Source organism: Gluconobacter japonicus, assembly GCF_002723975.1.
Lineage (GTDB): Bacteria > Pseudomonadota > Alphaproteobacteria > Acetobacterales > Acetobacteraceae > Gluconobacter > Gluconobacter japonicus.
Genome location: NZ_BEWO01000001.1, coordinates 96715 through 112280, shown reverse-complemented (window position 1 = coordinate 112280; position 15566 = coordinate 96715). Strand labels below are relative to the sequence as shown.

General features: G+C 56.9%; 13 protein-coding genes. 3 read left to right on the top strand and 10 right to left on the bottom strand.

Features of this window, described 5'->3' with window-relative positions; translation table 11 throughout:
* Nucleotides 1-50: 50 nt before the first annotated feature.
* Nucleotides 51-2585, bottom strand: coding sequence for a TonB-dependent receptor (locus tag GJA01_RS00540; RefSeq protein ID WP_062022419.1), 2535 nt, complete (start codon nt 2583-2585; stop codon nt 51-53).
* A gap of 206 nt (nt 2586-2791) precedes the next feature.
* Here GJA01_RS00540 and ade point away from each other — a divergent pair, with 206 nt between their 5' ends.
* Complete coding sequence (gene ade / locus GJA01_RS00535; RefSeq protein ID WP_062505415.1) at nt 2792-4489, top strand: adenine deaminase; 1698 nt, start codon at nt 2792-2794, stop codon at nt 4487-4489.
* Between the two features lie 64 nt (nt 4490-4553).
* On the opposite strand, the gene GJA01_RS00530 is transcribed toward ade, so the two are convergent.
* Entirely contained in the window at nt 4554-4793 is a 240-nt protein-coding gene (locus tag GJA01_RS00530) for an entericidin A/B family lipoprotein (protein WP_010501157.1), read from the bottom strand.
* Between the two features lie 246 nt (nt 4794-5039).
* On the opposite strand from GJA01_RS00530, the gene GJA01_RS00525 reads away from it, so the two are divergent.
* Nucleotides 5040-6452 carry a sugar porter family MFS transporter gene (locus GJA01_RS00525; RefSeq protein ID WP_062505418.1) on the top strand — a complete coding sequence of 471 codons (1413 nt, stop codon included), beginning with the start codon at nt 5040-5042 and terminating at the stop codon, nt 6450-6452.
* Nucleotides 6453-6531: 79 nt separating this feature from the next.
* Here GJA01_RS00525 and GJA01_RS00520 read toward each other — a convergent pair whose 3' ends face one another.
* From GJA01_RS00520 to GJA01_RS00505, 4 genes are all read right to left on the bottom strand, one after another.
* On the bottom strand, nt 6532-7332 hold the full coding sequence (locus GJA01_RS00520) for a family 1 encapsulin nanocompartment shell protein (RefSeq protein WP_062505421.1): 801 nt from the start codon (nt 7330-7332) through the stop codon (nt 6532-6534).
* 1 nt (nt 7333) lies between these two features.
* Entirely contained in the window at nt 7334-8359 is a 1026-nt protein-coding gene (locus tag GJA01_RS00515; RefSeq protein WP_062505422.1) for a Dyp-type peroxidase, read from the bottom strand.
* 83 nt (nt 8360-8442) lie between these two features.
* Entirely contained in the window at nt 8443-9285 is an 843-nt protein-coding gene (locus tag GJA01_RS00510) for a TPM domain-containing protein (RefSeq protein ID WP_062505424.1), read from the bottom strand.
* Nucleotides 9286-9295: 10 nt separating this feature from the next.
* Nucleotides 9296-9889, bottom strand: coding sequence for a LemA family protein (locus GJA01_RS00505; RefSeq protein WP_007282522.1), 594 nt, complete (start codon nt 9887-9889; stop codon nt 9296-9298).
* A gap of 290 nt (nt 9890-10179) precedes the next feature.
* Here GJA01_RS00505 and gltX point away from each other — a divergent pair, with 290 nt between their 5' ends.
* Complete coding sequence (gltX, locus tag GJA01_RS00500; RefSeq protein ID WP_062505426.1) at nt 10180-11514, top strand: glutamate--tRNA ligase; 1335 nt, start codon at nt 10180-10182, stop codon at nt 11512-11514.
* A 48-nt stretch (nt 11515-11562) separates the two neighbouring features.
* Here the strand turns inward: gltX and GJA01_RS00495 are convergent, their stop codons facing one another.
* From GJA01_RS00495 to cysS, 4 genes are read right to left on the bottom strand one after another with little or no spacing between them, the layout of a single operon-like run.
* Nucleotides 11563-12432: an aldose 1-epimerase family protein gene (locus GJA01_RS00495; RefSeq protein ID WP_062505429.1), complete on the bottom strand. Its 870-nt coding sequence runs from the start codon at nt 12430-12432 to the stop codon at nt 11563-11565.
* Nucleotides 12425-13411 carry an ion channel gene (locus GJA01_RS00490; protein ID WP_231875851.1) on the bottom strand — a complete coding sequence of 329 codons (987 nt, stop codon included), beginning with the start codon at nt 13409-13411 and terminating at the stop codon, nt 12425-12427. Before GJA01_RS00490 ends, GJA01_RS00495 begins: the two co-directional genes overlap by 8 nt.
* A 4-nt stretch (nt 13412-13415) precedes the next feature.
* The gene (locus GJA01_RS00485) at nt 13416-14192 is read right to left on the bottom strand and encodes an RNA methyltransferase (RefSeq protein WP_007282518.1); all 777 of its coding nucleotides are present in this window, start codon (nt 14190-14192) and stop codon (nt 13416-13418) included.
* Nucleotides 14193-14196: 4 nt separating this feature from the next.
* A complete protein-coding gene (gene cysS, locus GJA01_RS00480; RefSeq protein WP_062505431.1) occupies nt 14197-15555 on the bottom strand; it encodes a cysteine--tRNA ligase in 1359 nt (452 codons plus the stop codon).
* Nucleotides 15556-15566: the final 11 nt, after the last annotated feature.

Below are 15566 nucleotides of genomic sequence, written 5' to 3'. Positions count from 1 at the left end.
CTGAGCATGGTTTTGAGGCCGCGGGTTGATCGGCCTCAGGCAGGACTGTTTTAGAAACCGGCGCTGATGGAGCCGGTTGCTGCGAAGGGAGCCGCGATGGCGTAGGTCGGAGCTGTGCCCTTGACCATGTTGCCGAAGATCCCCTTCGTTGCGTTCGCATTTGTCTGCACACCCAGCGGGAAGCCGAGATAGTGCTTGTTGGCAATATTGGTGATGTTGAGCTTGATGTTCGGGCTCTGCAGGAAACCGACATTGTGGAAGCGATAGCCAACCGTCAGGTTCATCCGAACATAGGACGGAACAGCTTCGTCATTCATGAAGGTGGAATACTGCTTGGCAACGTATTTCAGGTTGTACGCGCCGAACAGGTTGCCATCGTCGTAATCCAGGTTGAAGCCAACCTGATACTTCGGCGTTTCGGGAGCGAACTTACCCTTGGTTGGTAGGTAATCGATTGCAGTTCCGCTGCCGCCCTTCAGGTTGCTTGTCGTGCGGGCATCTACATACTCAAACGAGACATAGGGGCGCAGGTGGTAAAAGATCGGTCGTGTTCCGATTTCAGCATCCACACCATTTGTCGTCTGACCGCCAGCGTTGATGTTATTGCTGAAATAGTTCGAGCAGGCATCATCCATGCACTGGCTCTGGGAGAAGAACCGGTTCGTAAAGTCGTAATGAAAATACGTAATCGAAGCCATGACGGTCGATCCCGTATAACGCCAGCCTGCTTCTTCAGAAATCGAGATTTCAGGGTTCAGGTTGGTGATGCCGTGCGTCGCATAGCCTGAGCCCTTGTAATAGGCGCCAGCGTCGAACAGGGAGTAGTTTGTTGGCATCCGGAAGTTGGTTGCCCCTGAAATGAAGATCTGGTTTTCAGGATTGATCTGGTATCGAATCGAAGCCGTAGGCAGCGGTTCGTAATACGTTTTCTTGATGTAGGGGCCAGTGGATGTATCCGGCAGCATGTTGTGGGCGTCGCGGGTGACGATGGCGTATTTCAGGCCGCCTTCGATTGTGAGCTTGTTATTCAGCAGGGACAGGCTGTCACCGATGAACATCGTATGCACGCGCGTTTGGGTCAGGTTGTAGCGGTACTGGTACGTCTGACCATTGTTGAAGAGATAGTTTGCCGCGCCACCCCAGATATCCCACGGTGTACCATCAGCACCAATGCCTGTGGCCGGTCCAGTCTGGAGCTGCTTGGAATACTCGAACCAGTAACCAACCATCAGGCGGTTTACACCTGTGGTGAGTGTCAGCTTCGTAACTGCACCAGGACGATAGGTTGTCGTGATGGACGGTTCATATAGCAGGGTGCCCTTGGCAACGCCTTTGCCTTCCAGAGTGCCTCCCATGCTCGTGGCACCATAGCTGGTCGGAACAGCATATGCGCCGCCACCACTGCCGCTGCCGTACCAGAAGTAAGGCGTTTCCGTCAGCGTCAGGTGATCCGTCAGCTTGAAGGTGGATGGCGCACTGACATAGATGTTGGTGAATGGGTTCTGGTGGAATTTGTAATAATCAGCGTCGCCCTTGGTGGTCTTGCCGTCGGGGTCCTTGTACACACCATTATAGACAGTATTGGAGATTGTTGCGCCCGTATTGTTCTTGAAGGTTGTGCCATTCGGGCGGGTGCAGGTTGCGCCAGCAGAGCAGGGGGCGATGTACTTGTCCTTCACGCCTAGGCCATATTCGTCCCATGAGGCCATGTTCACGGAACGGTTCAGGTAATTGTAAAGGCGATTACCAACGATCGCGAGAGAGACGCGGTTACCGTCACCCCAGTCATTGACGATCTTGCCTTCCGCATGCAGCTTACGGTTCGTCGCTTCGCTGTGGACGGCGTCTTCCGTAGCATAGGAACCTGAAAAGTAGGCGCGCAGATTCGTATGGCCAATCTTGCCAGTGTCGAGGCGCAGGAAGCCACGGGTATAGTCGTAAGACCCGTACGACACGTCGAACGCGCCGCCAGCTTTCATCTTCGGGTCGATCATGTACATATCGACCACACCGCCCGTGGCGCTCAGATGCGGGCTGTCCAGATCTGCCGAGCCCTGAGCGAGATTGACCTTCTGAAGGTTCTCGGAGTCCACGATTTCCTGGGAATATGTCTGGAAAGAGCCGACGTCGTTGATCGGGAAGCCTTCAAGCGTAAAGCCCATCTGCGTCTGATCAAGGCCGCGGGAGCTCATGTGGCTTCCTGTCAGACCTGCCGGATCGGAAGACGATACGTTGGCGCCCGGGAGCAGCGAGATGAGCTGCATCGGGTCCTGGCCCGGCGCCTGCTTTTCAATGAAGTCGCGCGAGACACTGGAGACGGATTTTGCTGCGTCCTGCTTTTGCATAAGGCCGCCGCCGACATCACGACGTGTCACGCCATCAAAATACTTGCGATGCCCACTGACCGCGACATGCTCTTCATGAACCTCATCGGTCGGTGCAGTATTGCCCATCATGGACGGTGCGGCAGCAGCTTCCCGGTGGCGGGCTGGTTTGTGATCGGGGGAAGGAGCAGTGGCCGCCAGCGCAGGGGCGGTCCCCAGAGCAATAAGCGCGGATGTTGAAAGCAGGCGTGCAAGGCGCATCAGGAAGATGGTCTTTCTCGGATAGTGAAATAGGCGAGAGGCAAAAACCATGCTTCATCACAATCATCAACAGTCTGACACATGAAACATTACGACATAAAAAATCGTGATATTTCCGCAACAAAATAGGGTTGGAAAGCTTGCTTTGAGTGCGGAGGGATCTGCGCGCTATAAGTGGTCACTGCTGACGTTCGGAGATTTAGAAAATGCAGAACGCAATCCAGCGCCGGGTCGCTCAGGGACAGGGGCGTGAACCAGCCGATCTGGTGATCCGGAACGTCCGCCTGTTCGATCTTGTGACGGGTGAGCTTGTTCCAACGGACATCGCACTCTGCGGAGACCGGATTGTCGGCACTTACGGAGATTATGAGGGCTGCGTCACGATTGAGGGTAACGGGCGCATTGCTGTCCCGGGTTTCATCGACACGCATCTGCATGTTGAATCATCGCTCGTCACACCGTTTGAGTTTGACCGCTGTGTGCTGCCTCATGGTGTGACGACTGCCATCTGCGACCCGCATGAAATGGCGAATGTGCTGGGGCGTGCCGCTTTTGACTACTTTCTGGCGGCAGCAGAGCGGACAGTGATGGACCTGCGGGTCAATCTGTCGAGTTGTGTTCCTGCAACGCCGATGGAAACATCGGGTGCAACGCTGGATGCAGCCGATCTCGTAGCCTATCGCGATCATCCAAAGGTTATCGGGCTTGCGGAGTTCATGAATATCCCGGGTGTGCTGAATGGTGATCCGGGATGTCTGGACAAGCTGGCGGCTTTTGCTGGTGGCCATATTGATGGCCATGCGCCGTTGATGCGCGGTAAAGCCCTGAACGGATATCTTGCGGCAGGCATTTCCACGGATCATGAGGCGACGGCTGCTGCGGAAGCTTTGGAAAAAGTCCGGAAAGGCATGACAGTTCTGATCCGTGAAGGATCGGTCTGCAAGGATCTGGAAGCTCTGGTGCCCCTCCTTAATGTGGCGACATCTCCGTTCTTCGCGTTTTGCACAGACGACCGGAACCCACTCGAAATCGCGCATGAGGGCCATCTGGACTTCCTGATCCGCCGGGCAATCGAACTGGGTGTTGAGCCTCTGGCCGCCTATCGTGCTGCGTCGCTGTCTGCTGCCAATGCATTTGGTCTGCGGGATCGCGGACAGATCGCGCCAGGCAAGCGGGCGGATATCGTGCTGTTGGATGATCTGGAGAAATGTCTGGTTTCAGATGTGATCTCTGCAGGACGATTAGTCAGCGACGATCTGTTCGCCCAACGTGACATTATACCGTCTGTTGGGCTTGGCAGCGTGAAGCTTCCGGGAGCTGTGACGGCTGCGGATATGGAAATTCATGGATCTGGCGTGGAGCGCCCAGTGATGGGAATTATTCCGGGGCAAATCATTACAGAGTATCTGCGTCTTACTCTGCCAGAAGCGGAGGGTCAGGTTCTGCCTGATCTGACGGCGGATGTTGCGAAGGTCTGTGTCGTCGCACGTCACGGGCATAACGACAATATCGGGCGTGGTTTTGTGAAAGGGTTTGGCCTCAAACACGGAGCGCTGGCGTCGTCTGTCGGACATGACAGTCACAATATTTGTGTTGTGGGCACCAATGATGCCGATATGGCAGTTGCCGTAAACCGGCTGGAAAAAACGGGTGGCGGGTTTATCGCAGTGCGTGATGGTCAGGTTCTGGCTGAACTGCGGCTGCCTGTCGCCGGTCTGATGAGTGATGCCCCGTTCGAGCAGGTTCGGGACGATCTGATTGTTCTGCGAAAGGCTTCAAAAGAGATGGGCGTGTCTTTGGAGGAGCCGTTCCTGCAACTGGCTTTCCTGCCTTTGCCGGTCATTCCTCATCTCAAGATCACGGATCTTGGCATGATCGATGTTCGGACCATGGAATTCGTATAACGCAAAAAAAAAGCTCGCCTCTCTACAGAGAGGCGAGCTTTTTCGACAATCCTGAAGGATGTCCTCAGTGCGTGGATGCACCAGTCGCATTCGCGATGCCCTGCTGGGCGCTCGTTGCTGCGTTGGACGTTGCATGACCTACGGCGCTAACGTCCTGACCCGCGCCACGCGTCGTGTTGCAGGCGGACAGGGAAACAGCCGTTCCCGTCAGCAGAGCAGAAACGAGCATCAGGCGGGCGAACGTGGATTTGCGGTTATTGGTCATGCTGGCATGTCCTTCTTCTGAATGTTTCAGTTCAGACATAACTGCCTGTCTTGCCCGAAAGTTGCGTTTTTCTTTTTTCCCGATGTTCGGAAAATGGGATGTCTGTGATGCGTCATGGTGGGCACACTGATTTCCAGTTATGGAAATCTCACAAATCACATTAAATTATGATGATGTAACTAATTTAATGCTATATACGGGGCGAATGAACCAGTCGTCGTATGACGAAGGGGCAATTCTTTCCTTTCAGCGGCATGTCCTGCGAGGGTGCCGGAGTTCCTTTCCATGAGTGATGCAACATTTCACGCTCAACCCGTTGCGGTACGCCCTCCCATGGTCGGGCGTATGATGCTGGCTGTCGCGCTGGCAGCCATTGCGGGGCTGATGTTCGGTCTGGATATCGGTGTGATTTCCGGTGCTCTGGGCTTCATCAAGACCGAGTTTCAGGCGTCCGATTTCGAACTGTCCTGGATTGTGTCGTCCATGATGGTGGGGGCGACGGTTGGCGCCCTGCTCGCAGGCCGCATGTCCTATGCGCTGGGGCGCCGCAAGTCCCTGACCTACAGCGCGGCCATGTTCGTCATCGGGGCGATCCTCTGTGCTGTTGCGCACTCGGTGGCCATTCTGATCATCGGACGCGCCATTCTTGGCCTGGCAATCGGTATCGCCAGTTTTGTCGCTCCGCTCTACATTTCCGAAATCGCGGATGAGAGCCGTCGCGGCAGTCTGATTTCGATGTATCAGTTGATGATCACCACCGGCATTCTTCTGGCCTTCGTATCCAATGCCGTCCTGTCTTATAGCGGCTCATGGCGCTGGATGTTGGGCATTGTCGGTGTTCCGGGAGCGCTGTTTCTCATCGGCTCCCTGTTCCTGCCGGACAGCCCGCGCTGGCTCATGCTGCGCGGTCGGGATGAGGAAGCCTTGAAAACGCTCAGCACGCTGCGCCATACGCATCAGCATGCTCATGCGGAAATCCAGAATATTCGGGACCAGTTGAACTCGCAGGCCAAACAGCGCGGTCTGGCCATGTTCCTTGAAAACCCGAACTTCCGCCGGTCTGTCATGCTGGGGATTGGCCTGCAGGTCGTGCAGCAGTTCACGGGCATTAACGTGGTCATGTACTATGCCCCACGAATTTTCGCAGAAGTCGGGTTCGGCCAGGATGGACAGATGTGGGGAACGGCAACGGTTGGTCTGGTGAACTGCCTTGCGACCTTCATTGCCATTGCTTTTGCTGATCGCTGGGGCCGTCGTCCGATGCTGATCGCCGGATTTGCCATTATGGCTGCCGGGCTAGGCATTCTGGCCATGCTGATGGGAATGGGCGACCATGCAAGCTCCCTGACGCATTACCTCGCCATTTCGGTTCTCTTGTGCTTCATCGCGGGCTTTGCCTTCTCTGCTGGCCCACTGATCTGGATCCTGTGCGCCGAAGTACAGCCTCTTCAGGGCCGTGATTTCGGGATTACCTGCTCAACCGTGACCAACTGGGGAACGAACATCATCGTCGGTGCGACATTCCTTGGCCTGTTGAGCACGCTTGGCTCTTCAAACACCTTCTGGCTCTATGCCGGTCTGAACGCCCTGTTCATCGTCGTGACGCTGCTGTTTGTCCCTGAAACGAAGGGTGTCTCTCTGGAGACGATCGAAAGTCGTCTGAACAATGGCTATCGCCTGCGGGATATCGGGCGGTAAAATTTTTCCCCTTTCTCATGAAAAAGGCCTCTCCCGAAACGGAGAGGCTTTTTTTGTATCAGGGAGTTTTTCGGATGGCTCAGGCCGGGTTGATGGCGACCGTGGCTTCACTGGTCAATACGCGGAAAATGAAGCTTTCCTGGATGTAAAGGTCAACCGTCTCGGCCGTATGACCCAGATAGCCGATCGAGAAATCTTGCCCGATATCGAGTGCCAGATCACCGCCACGTGTTGTGACAACAAACGTGCCTTCAATGGCAGGCGCCCAGATGATCTTGCCATCGATCATGCTCTCAAGATGTCTGCGGACCGGATACCCATCATCATCGCCACCGCTGACAGCCTGATAGGCCTTTGCGCCGAGAACGATGGAATAGGGTCCGTTGACGCCTGCCAGACGCAGTTCGTTCAGAGCATCAGCGATGACGTGGGAATAGTCCTGAATACTTGCTGGAAGTGTGAGAGGCGTGTTGGACGTTGCTTCGCGGATACCCTTGATGCCCGCCGGGGCGTAGCCGTTGAAAATGGCGCGGTCTTCAGCAAACGCGATCTTCTGGGCTGCATCTTTGACGGGCTGCCAGTCGGAATCTTCTGATCCTCTGTCCACAGCATCGATTTCAGCCCGCGAAAGCGTGAAAGGGACGCGCAGTTCGACAACGGGAAGAACCTGACGCAGGGACGCACTGACCCCGTCGTTTGGAGCGTCGATGCTGATCATGCGACCCGTTTCAACGGCCGAAAATTTTTCGCCCTTGGGTTCGGATGTGTCCACGATGCGGCGGCCAGCCAGATGGCGGCGCAGCGTGCGGGAGGCTTCATCCTCGATCTGCGCCCAAGCGGCTGTCGAAATAGGGGCGAGATGACGGTAGAGATTGTTCATGTCAGTGATCCTCTTTCAACGAACCGATACCTAGTGAGCCGGAGAGTTTTGAAGCTGTGGCAGCTTGCGCGGGAGCAGGGGACTGTTCAGCCGAAGGGGCAGGCATGTCCGGAGCGTTATCCAGAAAGTCCGCCGTGGGAATGAAGAAGAGATTGCCTGTAACGGCGCGGCTGACGTCCAGAATGCGATCGTAATTACCGACCGGCTTTCCGATGAACATGTTACGGAGCATCTGTTCGATACGGGACGGGGATTTGGCGTATCCAATGAAGTACGTGCCGTATTCCCCTTTGCCGACTTCACCGAACGGCATGTTGTCCCGCACGATCTGAAGCTGCTCGCCGTTTTCTTCGATGTTGGTCAGAACATTATGAGCGTAGCTGGGCTTGTCGGCTTCACGGAGTTCAATATCCGAAAGCTTTTTTCGACCAATGATGTGTTCCTGCACTTCCGTCGGAATAGCGTTCCATTTCTTCAGGTCATGCAGGTATTTCTGGATGATGACGTAGCTACCACCCGCAAAATCCGGATCTTCGTCGCCAATCAGTGTGCAGTCTAGCGCCGCCTGACCGGACGGGTTTTCCGTTCCGTCCACAAAGCCGAGCAGGTCACGTTCATCGAAATATTTGAAGCCATGAACTTCATCGATGATCTTGCCTGCATCCTCTAATCTGGACGCGATCGTGGCGGCCATTTCAAAGCACAGATCCATGCGCGCAGCACGGATATGGAACAGCATGTCACCGGGCGTGGAGGGGGCGTCATGAACGCCACTGATGGCTTCGAACGGGTGAAGATCCTTGGGCATAGGAGCGCCGAAAAGCCGCGTCCATGCGTCAGCGCCAATGCCCGTTACGCACGAGAGGCGCCCATCGGGAATACGAAAGCCGACGCCGCGAACCAGAGAGGACATGTCCCCGAGCAACTCGCGGATCTGCGTGCCGTCGGAAAGAGTTTCATCCAGTGTCGCGACAAGGAAAACAGAGGCACTGGTCAGTGTTGCTGCGACAGGTTGAGGATTCTGCAAGGCTCTCAGATCTTCTTTACAAAGTGTTGAAGCGTTCTGAGATCACCATAGGAGGGAAACGGATTAAGGCAAGGTTCTGACCCTTACCACTTGTCCTTCGAGCCGCCACCGCCGGAATCTCCGCCACCGGATCTGTAGCTGTTCCTGTTCCCAGAGGTGCCGCTTCCGCGAGAGTTATTGCGGGCGGCGGCGGAGAGAATGTTGATAAGGAGGTTCAAAAGAACATCCCATGGAACACTGATAAGAAAACGGTCCAGTCCAGACAGAGGCTCGCCCCGGCTCGCTCGGCGTTGCGCCCGGATCGTGAAGACGGTTCCGAAAAGGAATAGTAGCAGTCCACCACCGCCAAGAAGCATGTCCGTGTTCGAAAACGTGACCGCTTCGTCAGCTGCTGCGGTTTCCTGCACTGTGGTATCGCTCTTGCGCAGGGCTTCACTAATCGCATCGACCATGCCGTTCAGCGCGGCAGCATAGTGTCCGGCTTTCAGGTCGGGTCGCGCCGCGACGAGAATAGTGTGTGTCTGAAGATCTGTCAGATCGCCTTCAAAGCCATACCCGACTTCAATGCGGGACTGTGTGTCCGGAATATCCAGAACGATCAGCAGACCGTTGTCCTGCCCCTTTTGGCCGATGCCCGAAGCATGGAAAGTCTCATTGGCATATTGGTCGATGTCATCCACATGGCCGGGAAGATCGATCAGGATATGCGGGTGGCTCGGGAGCGTTTCGCGAAGGGTCGTGAGTTTCTCGACCAGTTGGTCCCGTTCCGCGTCTGACAGGACATTATGCGGGTCAGTGACAAGCTGAGTGAGCGGCGCTGCTTCTGCTGTGTCCGCCAAGGGAAAGCACAGCAGGGCGAGCGCACAGAACACAGGAGGCAGACTGCGCGTGAGCAGGGAATGGGTCAGGGTCAGCACAGTCTGCATGGCGGTCAGGTCAGTGTTTTGAAAAATCGACGACGGGCGGCGTCTGGGCAGCCGGTGAGGCTTCGTAATAGACGCGCTGGTGATAGCCCATCACGCCGGCGAGAAGGTTGCCGGGGAAGTGCATGACCGTCTGGTTGTAGGACAGAATGGCCTGCTGAAGGCGCTGACGAGCCACAGTGATGCGGTTCTGTGTGCCTTCAAGCTGCACCATCAGGCTTGAGAAGTTCTGGTTGGCCTGAAGCTGCGGGGACTGCTCGGCAACGGCGGTGATGGCCTTGATCTCCTGAGCGTTGCGTGTCTGGGCATCCAGAATCTTCTTCTGAAGAGCTTCGTCACTGACCGAACGGGGATCAATACGATTCAGCGGTGTTTCACCGGAGCGGGCAGCGGCGTAGTCGGTCAGGGTGTCATGCTCGTGTGTGGCATAGCCTTTGACCGTATTAACCAGATTGGGAATCAGGTCTGACTGGCGCTGCACTTCGTTCTGAAGCTGGCCCATCTGTTCCTGAACACGCTGGTCTGCACCCATGAAGCGATTGTAGTTCGATCCCATCAGGATAATGAGCCCGATGACCAGAATCGCCGGAATGAGAAGTTTTTTCATCAAGAGTCCTCTGAAATCAAAAATCGGATCATCACTCTGACGGTAGAAGAAAAAGCCAGTCGTGAGAGTCTGTTCCTGAGATCTTTACAACAGATCGGACTGAACGAAAAAACGTTTCTTTTTCGTGTACGATGAAACCCGAAGTATTAGGTCCGTCTGCTACGTTATATCATGGTGAGGCGTTGGTTTTATTTGAAGTTCTGGCAGTCTTTTGCGGGTCCGGGAGCCTGTCACGGGGAAGGGCTTTCAAGCATCTGGTATCACGCGCAATCATGCGGCATTAAGGCGGCATGAAACTGCGCTTCGCCCCTTCGCCTACGGGCTATCTTCATGTTGGCAATGCCCGTCAGGCTGTGGCCAACTTCCTGTTTGCCCGTCGTCATGGCGGCAAGTTCTTGCTGCGTATCGACGATACGGACGTCGCACGGAGCAAGCCTGAGTATGAGGATGCCATCCGCAAGGATCTTGCGTGGCTTGGCTTGGACTGGGATGAAGAAGCCCGTCAGTCCTCGCGGATGGAGCGGTATGCAGCGGCGATCGACAAGCTGAAAGCCTCTGGTCGGCTGTATCCGTGCTTCGAGACGGAATACGAGCTGAATGCCAAGCGTGAAATGCGCATCCGGGCTGGCAAGGCCCCGATCTATGATCGCGCCATGCTGAAGCTGACGCCTGACCAGCGGGCGCGTGCGGAAGCCAACGGTAAGACGCCGCACTGGCGCTTCAAGCTGACGGATGGCAGTCGCAAGTGGCAGGATCTCGTCATGGACGATTGCTCCGTCAAGCTGACGGCAATCTCCGATCCAGTCCTGATCCGCGCGGATGGCACGATCCTCTATACGCTCGCCTCGGTCGTTGACGATCTGGAAATGGGCATCACGCATATCGTCCGTGGTGAAGACCACCTGACGAATACGGGTGTCCAGATCGACATTGCTGAAGCTCTGGGAGCAAAGCCGGATCGCTTCACGTTTGCGCATCTGCCGCTCCTGCTGGATTCTGATGGTGGAAAGCTGTCCAAGCGTTTCGATGCGCTGGGCCTGAAGTCGCTTCGTCAGGACGGTATCGAGCCGATGTCCATCGTGGCGTATCTGGCGCGCGTTGGTACGTCTGATGATCCGGAAGTCATGACGATGGAAGAGGCCATTGCGGCCTACGAAATCTCCCATGTTTCCAAGTCTGCCGCGCGGTTCGATATGCGCCAGTTGCTTGCTCTGAACCGCAAGGCTCTGCACAACCTGCCGTTCTCGGTCGCCAAGGCCCATCTTCCGGCCGAGGCGACGGAAGAGTTCTGGAATGCAGTGCGTGGCAATGTCGATCTGGCGGCAGAAATCCCGCATTGGTGGGATGTGACGCAGGGCACGATCGTCCCGCCATCACAGCCGGAAGACCGTGAGTTCCTGCAACAGGCGCTCGAGACTCTTCCCGCTGAGCCTTGGGGTGAAGACACCTGGAAGGACTGGACGACAGCTCTGAAGGACAAGTCAGGTCGAAAGGGCAAGGCCCTGTTCATGCCGCTCCGTCTGGCGCTGACGGGGGAGGATAATGGACCGGAACTGCATGTTTTGCTGGGCCTGATGGGCCATGCGCGGACGGTGTCACGTCTTCAGGACGCAATCGGCGCGTGATTTAGGATGGGAATGCCCTTTGATTGGGGGCATTCCCAATGTCGAGCTTTAGATTGGCTCGACGCTCCAGAAAGCTTCCCAGCTTTCGCCGGGCTGTAGATGCAGCAGACCCGGCTTTTCTGAAAAATCTCCGGCGAAACCAACGGGTGTGGCGTAGCCGTACCAAGGTTCGATGCACAGGAAACCTGCGCCCGGCTTGGTCCAGATGCCAAGATCCTTGAACCCGTCCCAGCGGACGCGCAGGCCGCTACCGTCCGGGCCTGTGAAATCGACGGCCTTGCTGTGGGCATCCAGCATGATGATGGCATCAGCTTCGAACAGAGTGTCTGCTAGCGGAAGAACACGATCCGTGAGTGGGGAAGGGACGCCCTCTGGTAGCAGACCGTCCGGACTGATGCGCCGGATCTGAGCGGTTTCGGCCTTCTCGAAAGTCAGTCGATGTCCGGCGCGTCCGGCGTCAGGCTTGAGTGGCCACATGAATGCCGGATGCGCGCCAAGCGATGCATGAAGGGTGGTGTCTTCAGAAGGATTGGTCAGAACATAGCCGACATGCAGGCCGGTTTCCTCCATCCGGTAGATGAGATGCAGGCGGAACGCAGCGGGAAACAGCGTCTGTGTTTCAGGAGTGTCTTCCAGTTCCAGAACACAGCCGCTTTCCGTGCGCTCCAGCCAGCGGAAGGTCATGTCACGGGCGAAGCCGTGCTGTTTCAGCGTTACGGGCTGTCCGTTGAGGGTGGTGTTTTCAGGAGGCTTGCCGACGATCGGAAACAGGACCGGAGAATGACGCTCCCATGCGGGGCCAGCATTCCAGAGGAGGTCCTGGCCAGAAGCGGTGCGTAGGGAGGTCAACTCTGCGCCATGAGCGGAAACGGTTGCCGTCAGGCCATTTTTTCCAAAGCTGTGCTGGGTGTCAGACATGGTGATGGTGCCTTTCATGCGCTGTGGACGGATCAATCGGTTCGTGGTCCCCGTGTTCGGTTGTGTGGAACCGGGTGAAGTCGACCTCGACCCTGCCGTCCGGGCGGTGATGGATCATGTCCGAGAAACGGTATCCGTGTTTCACATGGCCGATCTCGTAGGCATGTCGTGCGAAGAGTGTCTGGGAGGAGATTTCGTCTGTCCCATCCATCGTGATGATGATCTCTGCATTCTGGTCAATGAGCGTGTCTGCGGACAGGCCATAAAGCGGGCTGGTCTCATCAATCATGTGTGTGGCGTTCAGGCTGATCCGGAAGATGGGCACATGGGACTGGATCAGCGTGAGCCTGTCGAAACGGCGCACCAGTCGGCCATGGTCGTCCGGCATCAGGCGCGTCAGGGTCATTTCAACATTGGCGGACAGGATCAGCGTGCGACGACGATTGGCGATGCGGATGGTGAGTGTCGGGATCAGGTCATCGTAGGACACGACAGCAACATGGCTGAACAGGATACGGGCCCTGGGGCGGGAGAAGCGTGCGAAGACCAGCCCGGTGGCAAGCGCGTTGAGCATCATCCCGGCGAGCACTTCGAAAGACACGATGGTGTTGGTCAGCCGTCCGACCGGGGCCATCGTACCGTATCCGACGGTTGAAATCGTCTGGACACTGAAGAATACGTCATCAAGGAAATCCCCGTGTGGGACGCCGCTGACGCTGTTGGGGATGATGTAATAAAGAGCGGCAAAACCGATATTGATGACTAGATACAAAAGGAGGGACGCCCAGAAGAATGTCCCCCATGTCATGGTCATCAGGTGGTGGTAGAGGTCTCCGAAGGAGCCCTCTTTCAGACCGGTGCGAATAATGTCGCCCCGGCCGTTTTCTTCCAGAACATGGGCCCGGATGCGGTTGGCCGTTTCGACCACCAGCGCCTCAGGCCGTGGATGCATCCGTTGCCTGTGTCGCCAGTGGATCATGGTCTTACCGTCTTGCCTTTCTGGCGCTGACCAGTTCGCTGACCACGCCATGGAGCGTGCGAAGTTCCTGCTCAGTAACTTCGCCGCGTGTGAAGAAATGCCGCAGATTGCGGATCATGCCCGGCTTCTTCTGCTCGTTACGCAGGAAGCCACAGTCATCAAGCTCCCGCAGCAGATGGGACATGAAGTTTTCCAGCTCGCCCTTGGTAGCCACATGCGTTTCATTGGTCATGAGATCACGCGGGGGCGTCATGTCTTCGGTCAGATACCACTCATAGGCCATGACCAGCACAGCCTGTGCGAGGTTAAGGGACATGAACTTCGGATTGAGCGGATAACGGACCAGCGTATCGGCGCGGGCCATGTCCTCGACGTCGAGGCCAGCGCGTTCCGGCCCGAACAGGATACCAGTGCGCAGGCCACGCGTAGAGGCCACGCGGAGTTCCGCCGCAGCGCCGCGCGCTGTCATGACAGGTTTCACGACATGGCGGGGGCGGGGGCAGGTTGCAAAAACACGATGCAGGTCGGCCACGGCGTCATCGACCGTTTCGAAAACCTGCGCGTTGTCGAGGATGCGATGGGCACCGGAAGACGCTGGCCAGGCGCGCTCCTGCGGCCAGCCGTCCCGTGGGGCAACAATACGCAGATGGAACAGACCGCCATTTGCCATGGCACGGGCAGTCGTGCCGATATTTTCGGCCAGCTGCGGGCGTACGAGAATGACAACGGGATCAAATTCGCCGATCGGTTCCAGATCGGCACCACCATCACGTCCGGTCATGGGATTATGCCTTCCGCCATGTTGTTCCGTTGGGACCGTCTTCCAGCGTGATGCCGTCTGCGGCAAGCTGGTTCCGGATTTCGTCCGCGCGGGCAAAATTGCGGGCCTTGCGGGCTGCCAGACGTTCCTCGATCAGGGCTTCGATGGCGGACGCGTCAACGCCTGAGCGGAACCATTCAGCCGGGGAAACCTGAAACAGACCAAGCTGCTTTCCAGCGGCCAGAAGACCGGATGCGGCTTCCTGATCGCCCTGCATGGCAGCGTCTGCCAGCGGGTGAAGGGCTGCAATGGCGAGCGGTGTGTTCAGATCGTCGCACAGGGCATCCAGCACCGTTGCCGGAACGTCTGCACCCTGCTGCGCGTCTCCACGCTCAAGGGCGCGATAGAGGCGATCCAGAATACGACGCGCTTCTTCCAGCTTGTCCCATGTGAAATCCAGCGTCGAACGGTAATGCGCGCCCAGATACAGGAAGCGCAGGGGTTCCGCCGGAGACTTTTCCAGAACTTCCCGGATGGTGAAGAAATTGCCCAGGGACTTGGACATTTTCTCTCCATTGGAGAGCAGCATGCCGTTATGGAGCCAGTGCGTGGCAAACTTGCTTCCCGGATAGCAGCACAGGGACTGCGCGCGCTCGTTTTCATGATGCGGGAACAGTAGGTCATCGCCGCCGCCATGGATATCGAAGCTCTCACCCAGATACCGGTGTGACATGGCCGAGCATTCGATGTGCCAGCCAGGGCGACCGCGGCCATAGGGGCTGTCCCAGCCGGGCTGGTCCGGGTTGGAGGGCTTCCAGAGCACGAAATCACCCGGATCGCGCTTGTAGGGCGCAACCTCAACGCGGGCGCCAGCGATCATGTCATCCAGCGAGCGGCCAGAGAGTTCGCCATAAGACGGGAAGTTCCGGACGGCGAACAGGACGTGTCCTTCGGCCTCGTAAGCGTGGCCACTCTCGATCAGGCGACCGATCATATCCAGCATTTCGGGAATATGATGTGTGGCGCGCGGTTCGATATCCGGCGGCAGAATCCCCAGTGACGCCAAATCTTCATGAAAGGCTTTGGTCGTCCGGGCGGTCAGGGCGGAAATATCTTCACCGTTCTCTTTCGCGCGCGCGGTGATCTTGTCGTCCACATCCGTGACGTTGCGTGCATAGGTGACCTGCGGATACAGGACGCGCAGCAGGCGCACGAGGATATCCGCGCACATCATGGCGCGCAGATTGCCCAGATGGGCGCGGTCATAGACGGTGGGACCACAGAAATAGACCCGGACGTTCTGCGGATCGAGTGGTGTGAACTGTCGCTTTTCGCGCGCGTGGGTATCGTGCAGACGGAGCACGTGAGGGACGGGATCGGCCATAGAGGCGATCA

Coding starts and splice junctions, on each gene's coding strand:
- GJA01_RS00540 (WP_062022419.1), bottom strand. CDS start 2,585: ATGCGCCTTGCACGCCTGCTTTCAACATCCGCGCTTATTGCTCTGGGG.
- ade (WP_062505415.1), top strand. CDS start 2,792: ATGCAGAACGCAATCCAGCGCCGGGTCGCTCAGGGACAGGGGCGTGAA.
- GJA01_RS00530 (WP_010501157.1), bottom strand. CDS start 4,793: ATGTCTGAACTGAAACATTCAGAAGAAGGACATGCCAGCATGACCAAT.
- GJA01_RS00525 (WP_062505418.1), top strand. CDS start 5,040: ATGAGTGATGCAACATTTCACGCTCAACCCGTTGCGGTACGCCCTCCC.
- GJA01_RS00520 (WP_062505421.1), bottom strand. CDS start 7,332: ATGAACAATCTCTACCGTCATCTCGCCCCTATTTCGACAGCCGCTTGG.
- GJA01_RS00510 (WP_062505424.1), bottom strand. CDS start 9,285: ATGCAGACTGTGCTGACCCTGACCCATTCCCTGCTCACGCGCAGTCTG.
- GJA01_RS00505 (WP_007282522.1), bottom strand. CDS start 9,889: ATGAAAAAACTTCTCATTCCGGCGATTCTGGTCATCGGGCTCATTATC.
- gltX (WP_062505426.1), top strand. CDS start 10,180: ATGAAACTGCGCTTCGCCCCTTCGCCTACGGGCTATCTTCATGTTGGC.
- GJA01_RS00495 (WP_062505429.1), bottom strand. CDS start 12,432: ATGTCTGACACCCAGCACAGCTTTGGAAAAAATGGCCTGACGGCAACC.
- GJA01_RS00490 (WP_231875851.1), bottom strand. CDS start 13,411: ATGATCCACTGGCGACACAGGCAACGGATGCATCCACGGCCTGAGGCG.
- GJA01_RS00485 (WP_007282518.1), bottom strand. CDS start 14,192: ATGACCGGACGTGATGGTGGTGCCGATCTGGAACCGATCGGCGAATTT.
- cysS (WP_062505431.1), bottom strand. CDS start 15,555: ATGGCCGATCCCGTCCCTCACGTGCTCCGTCTGCACGATACCCACGCG.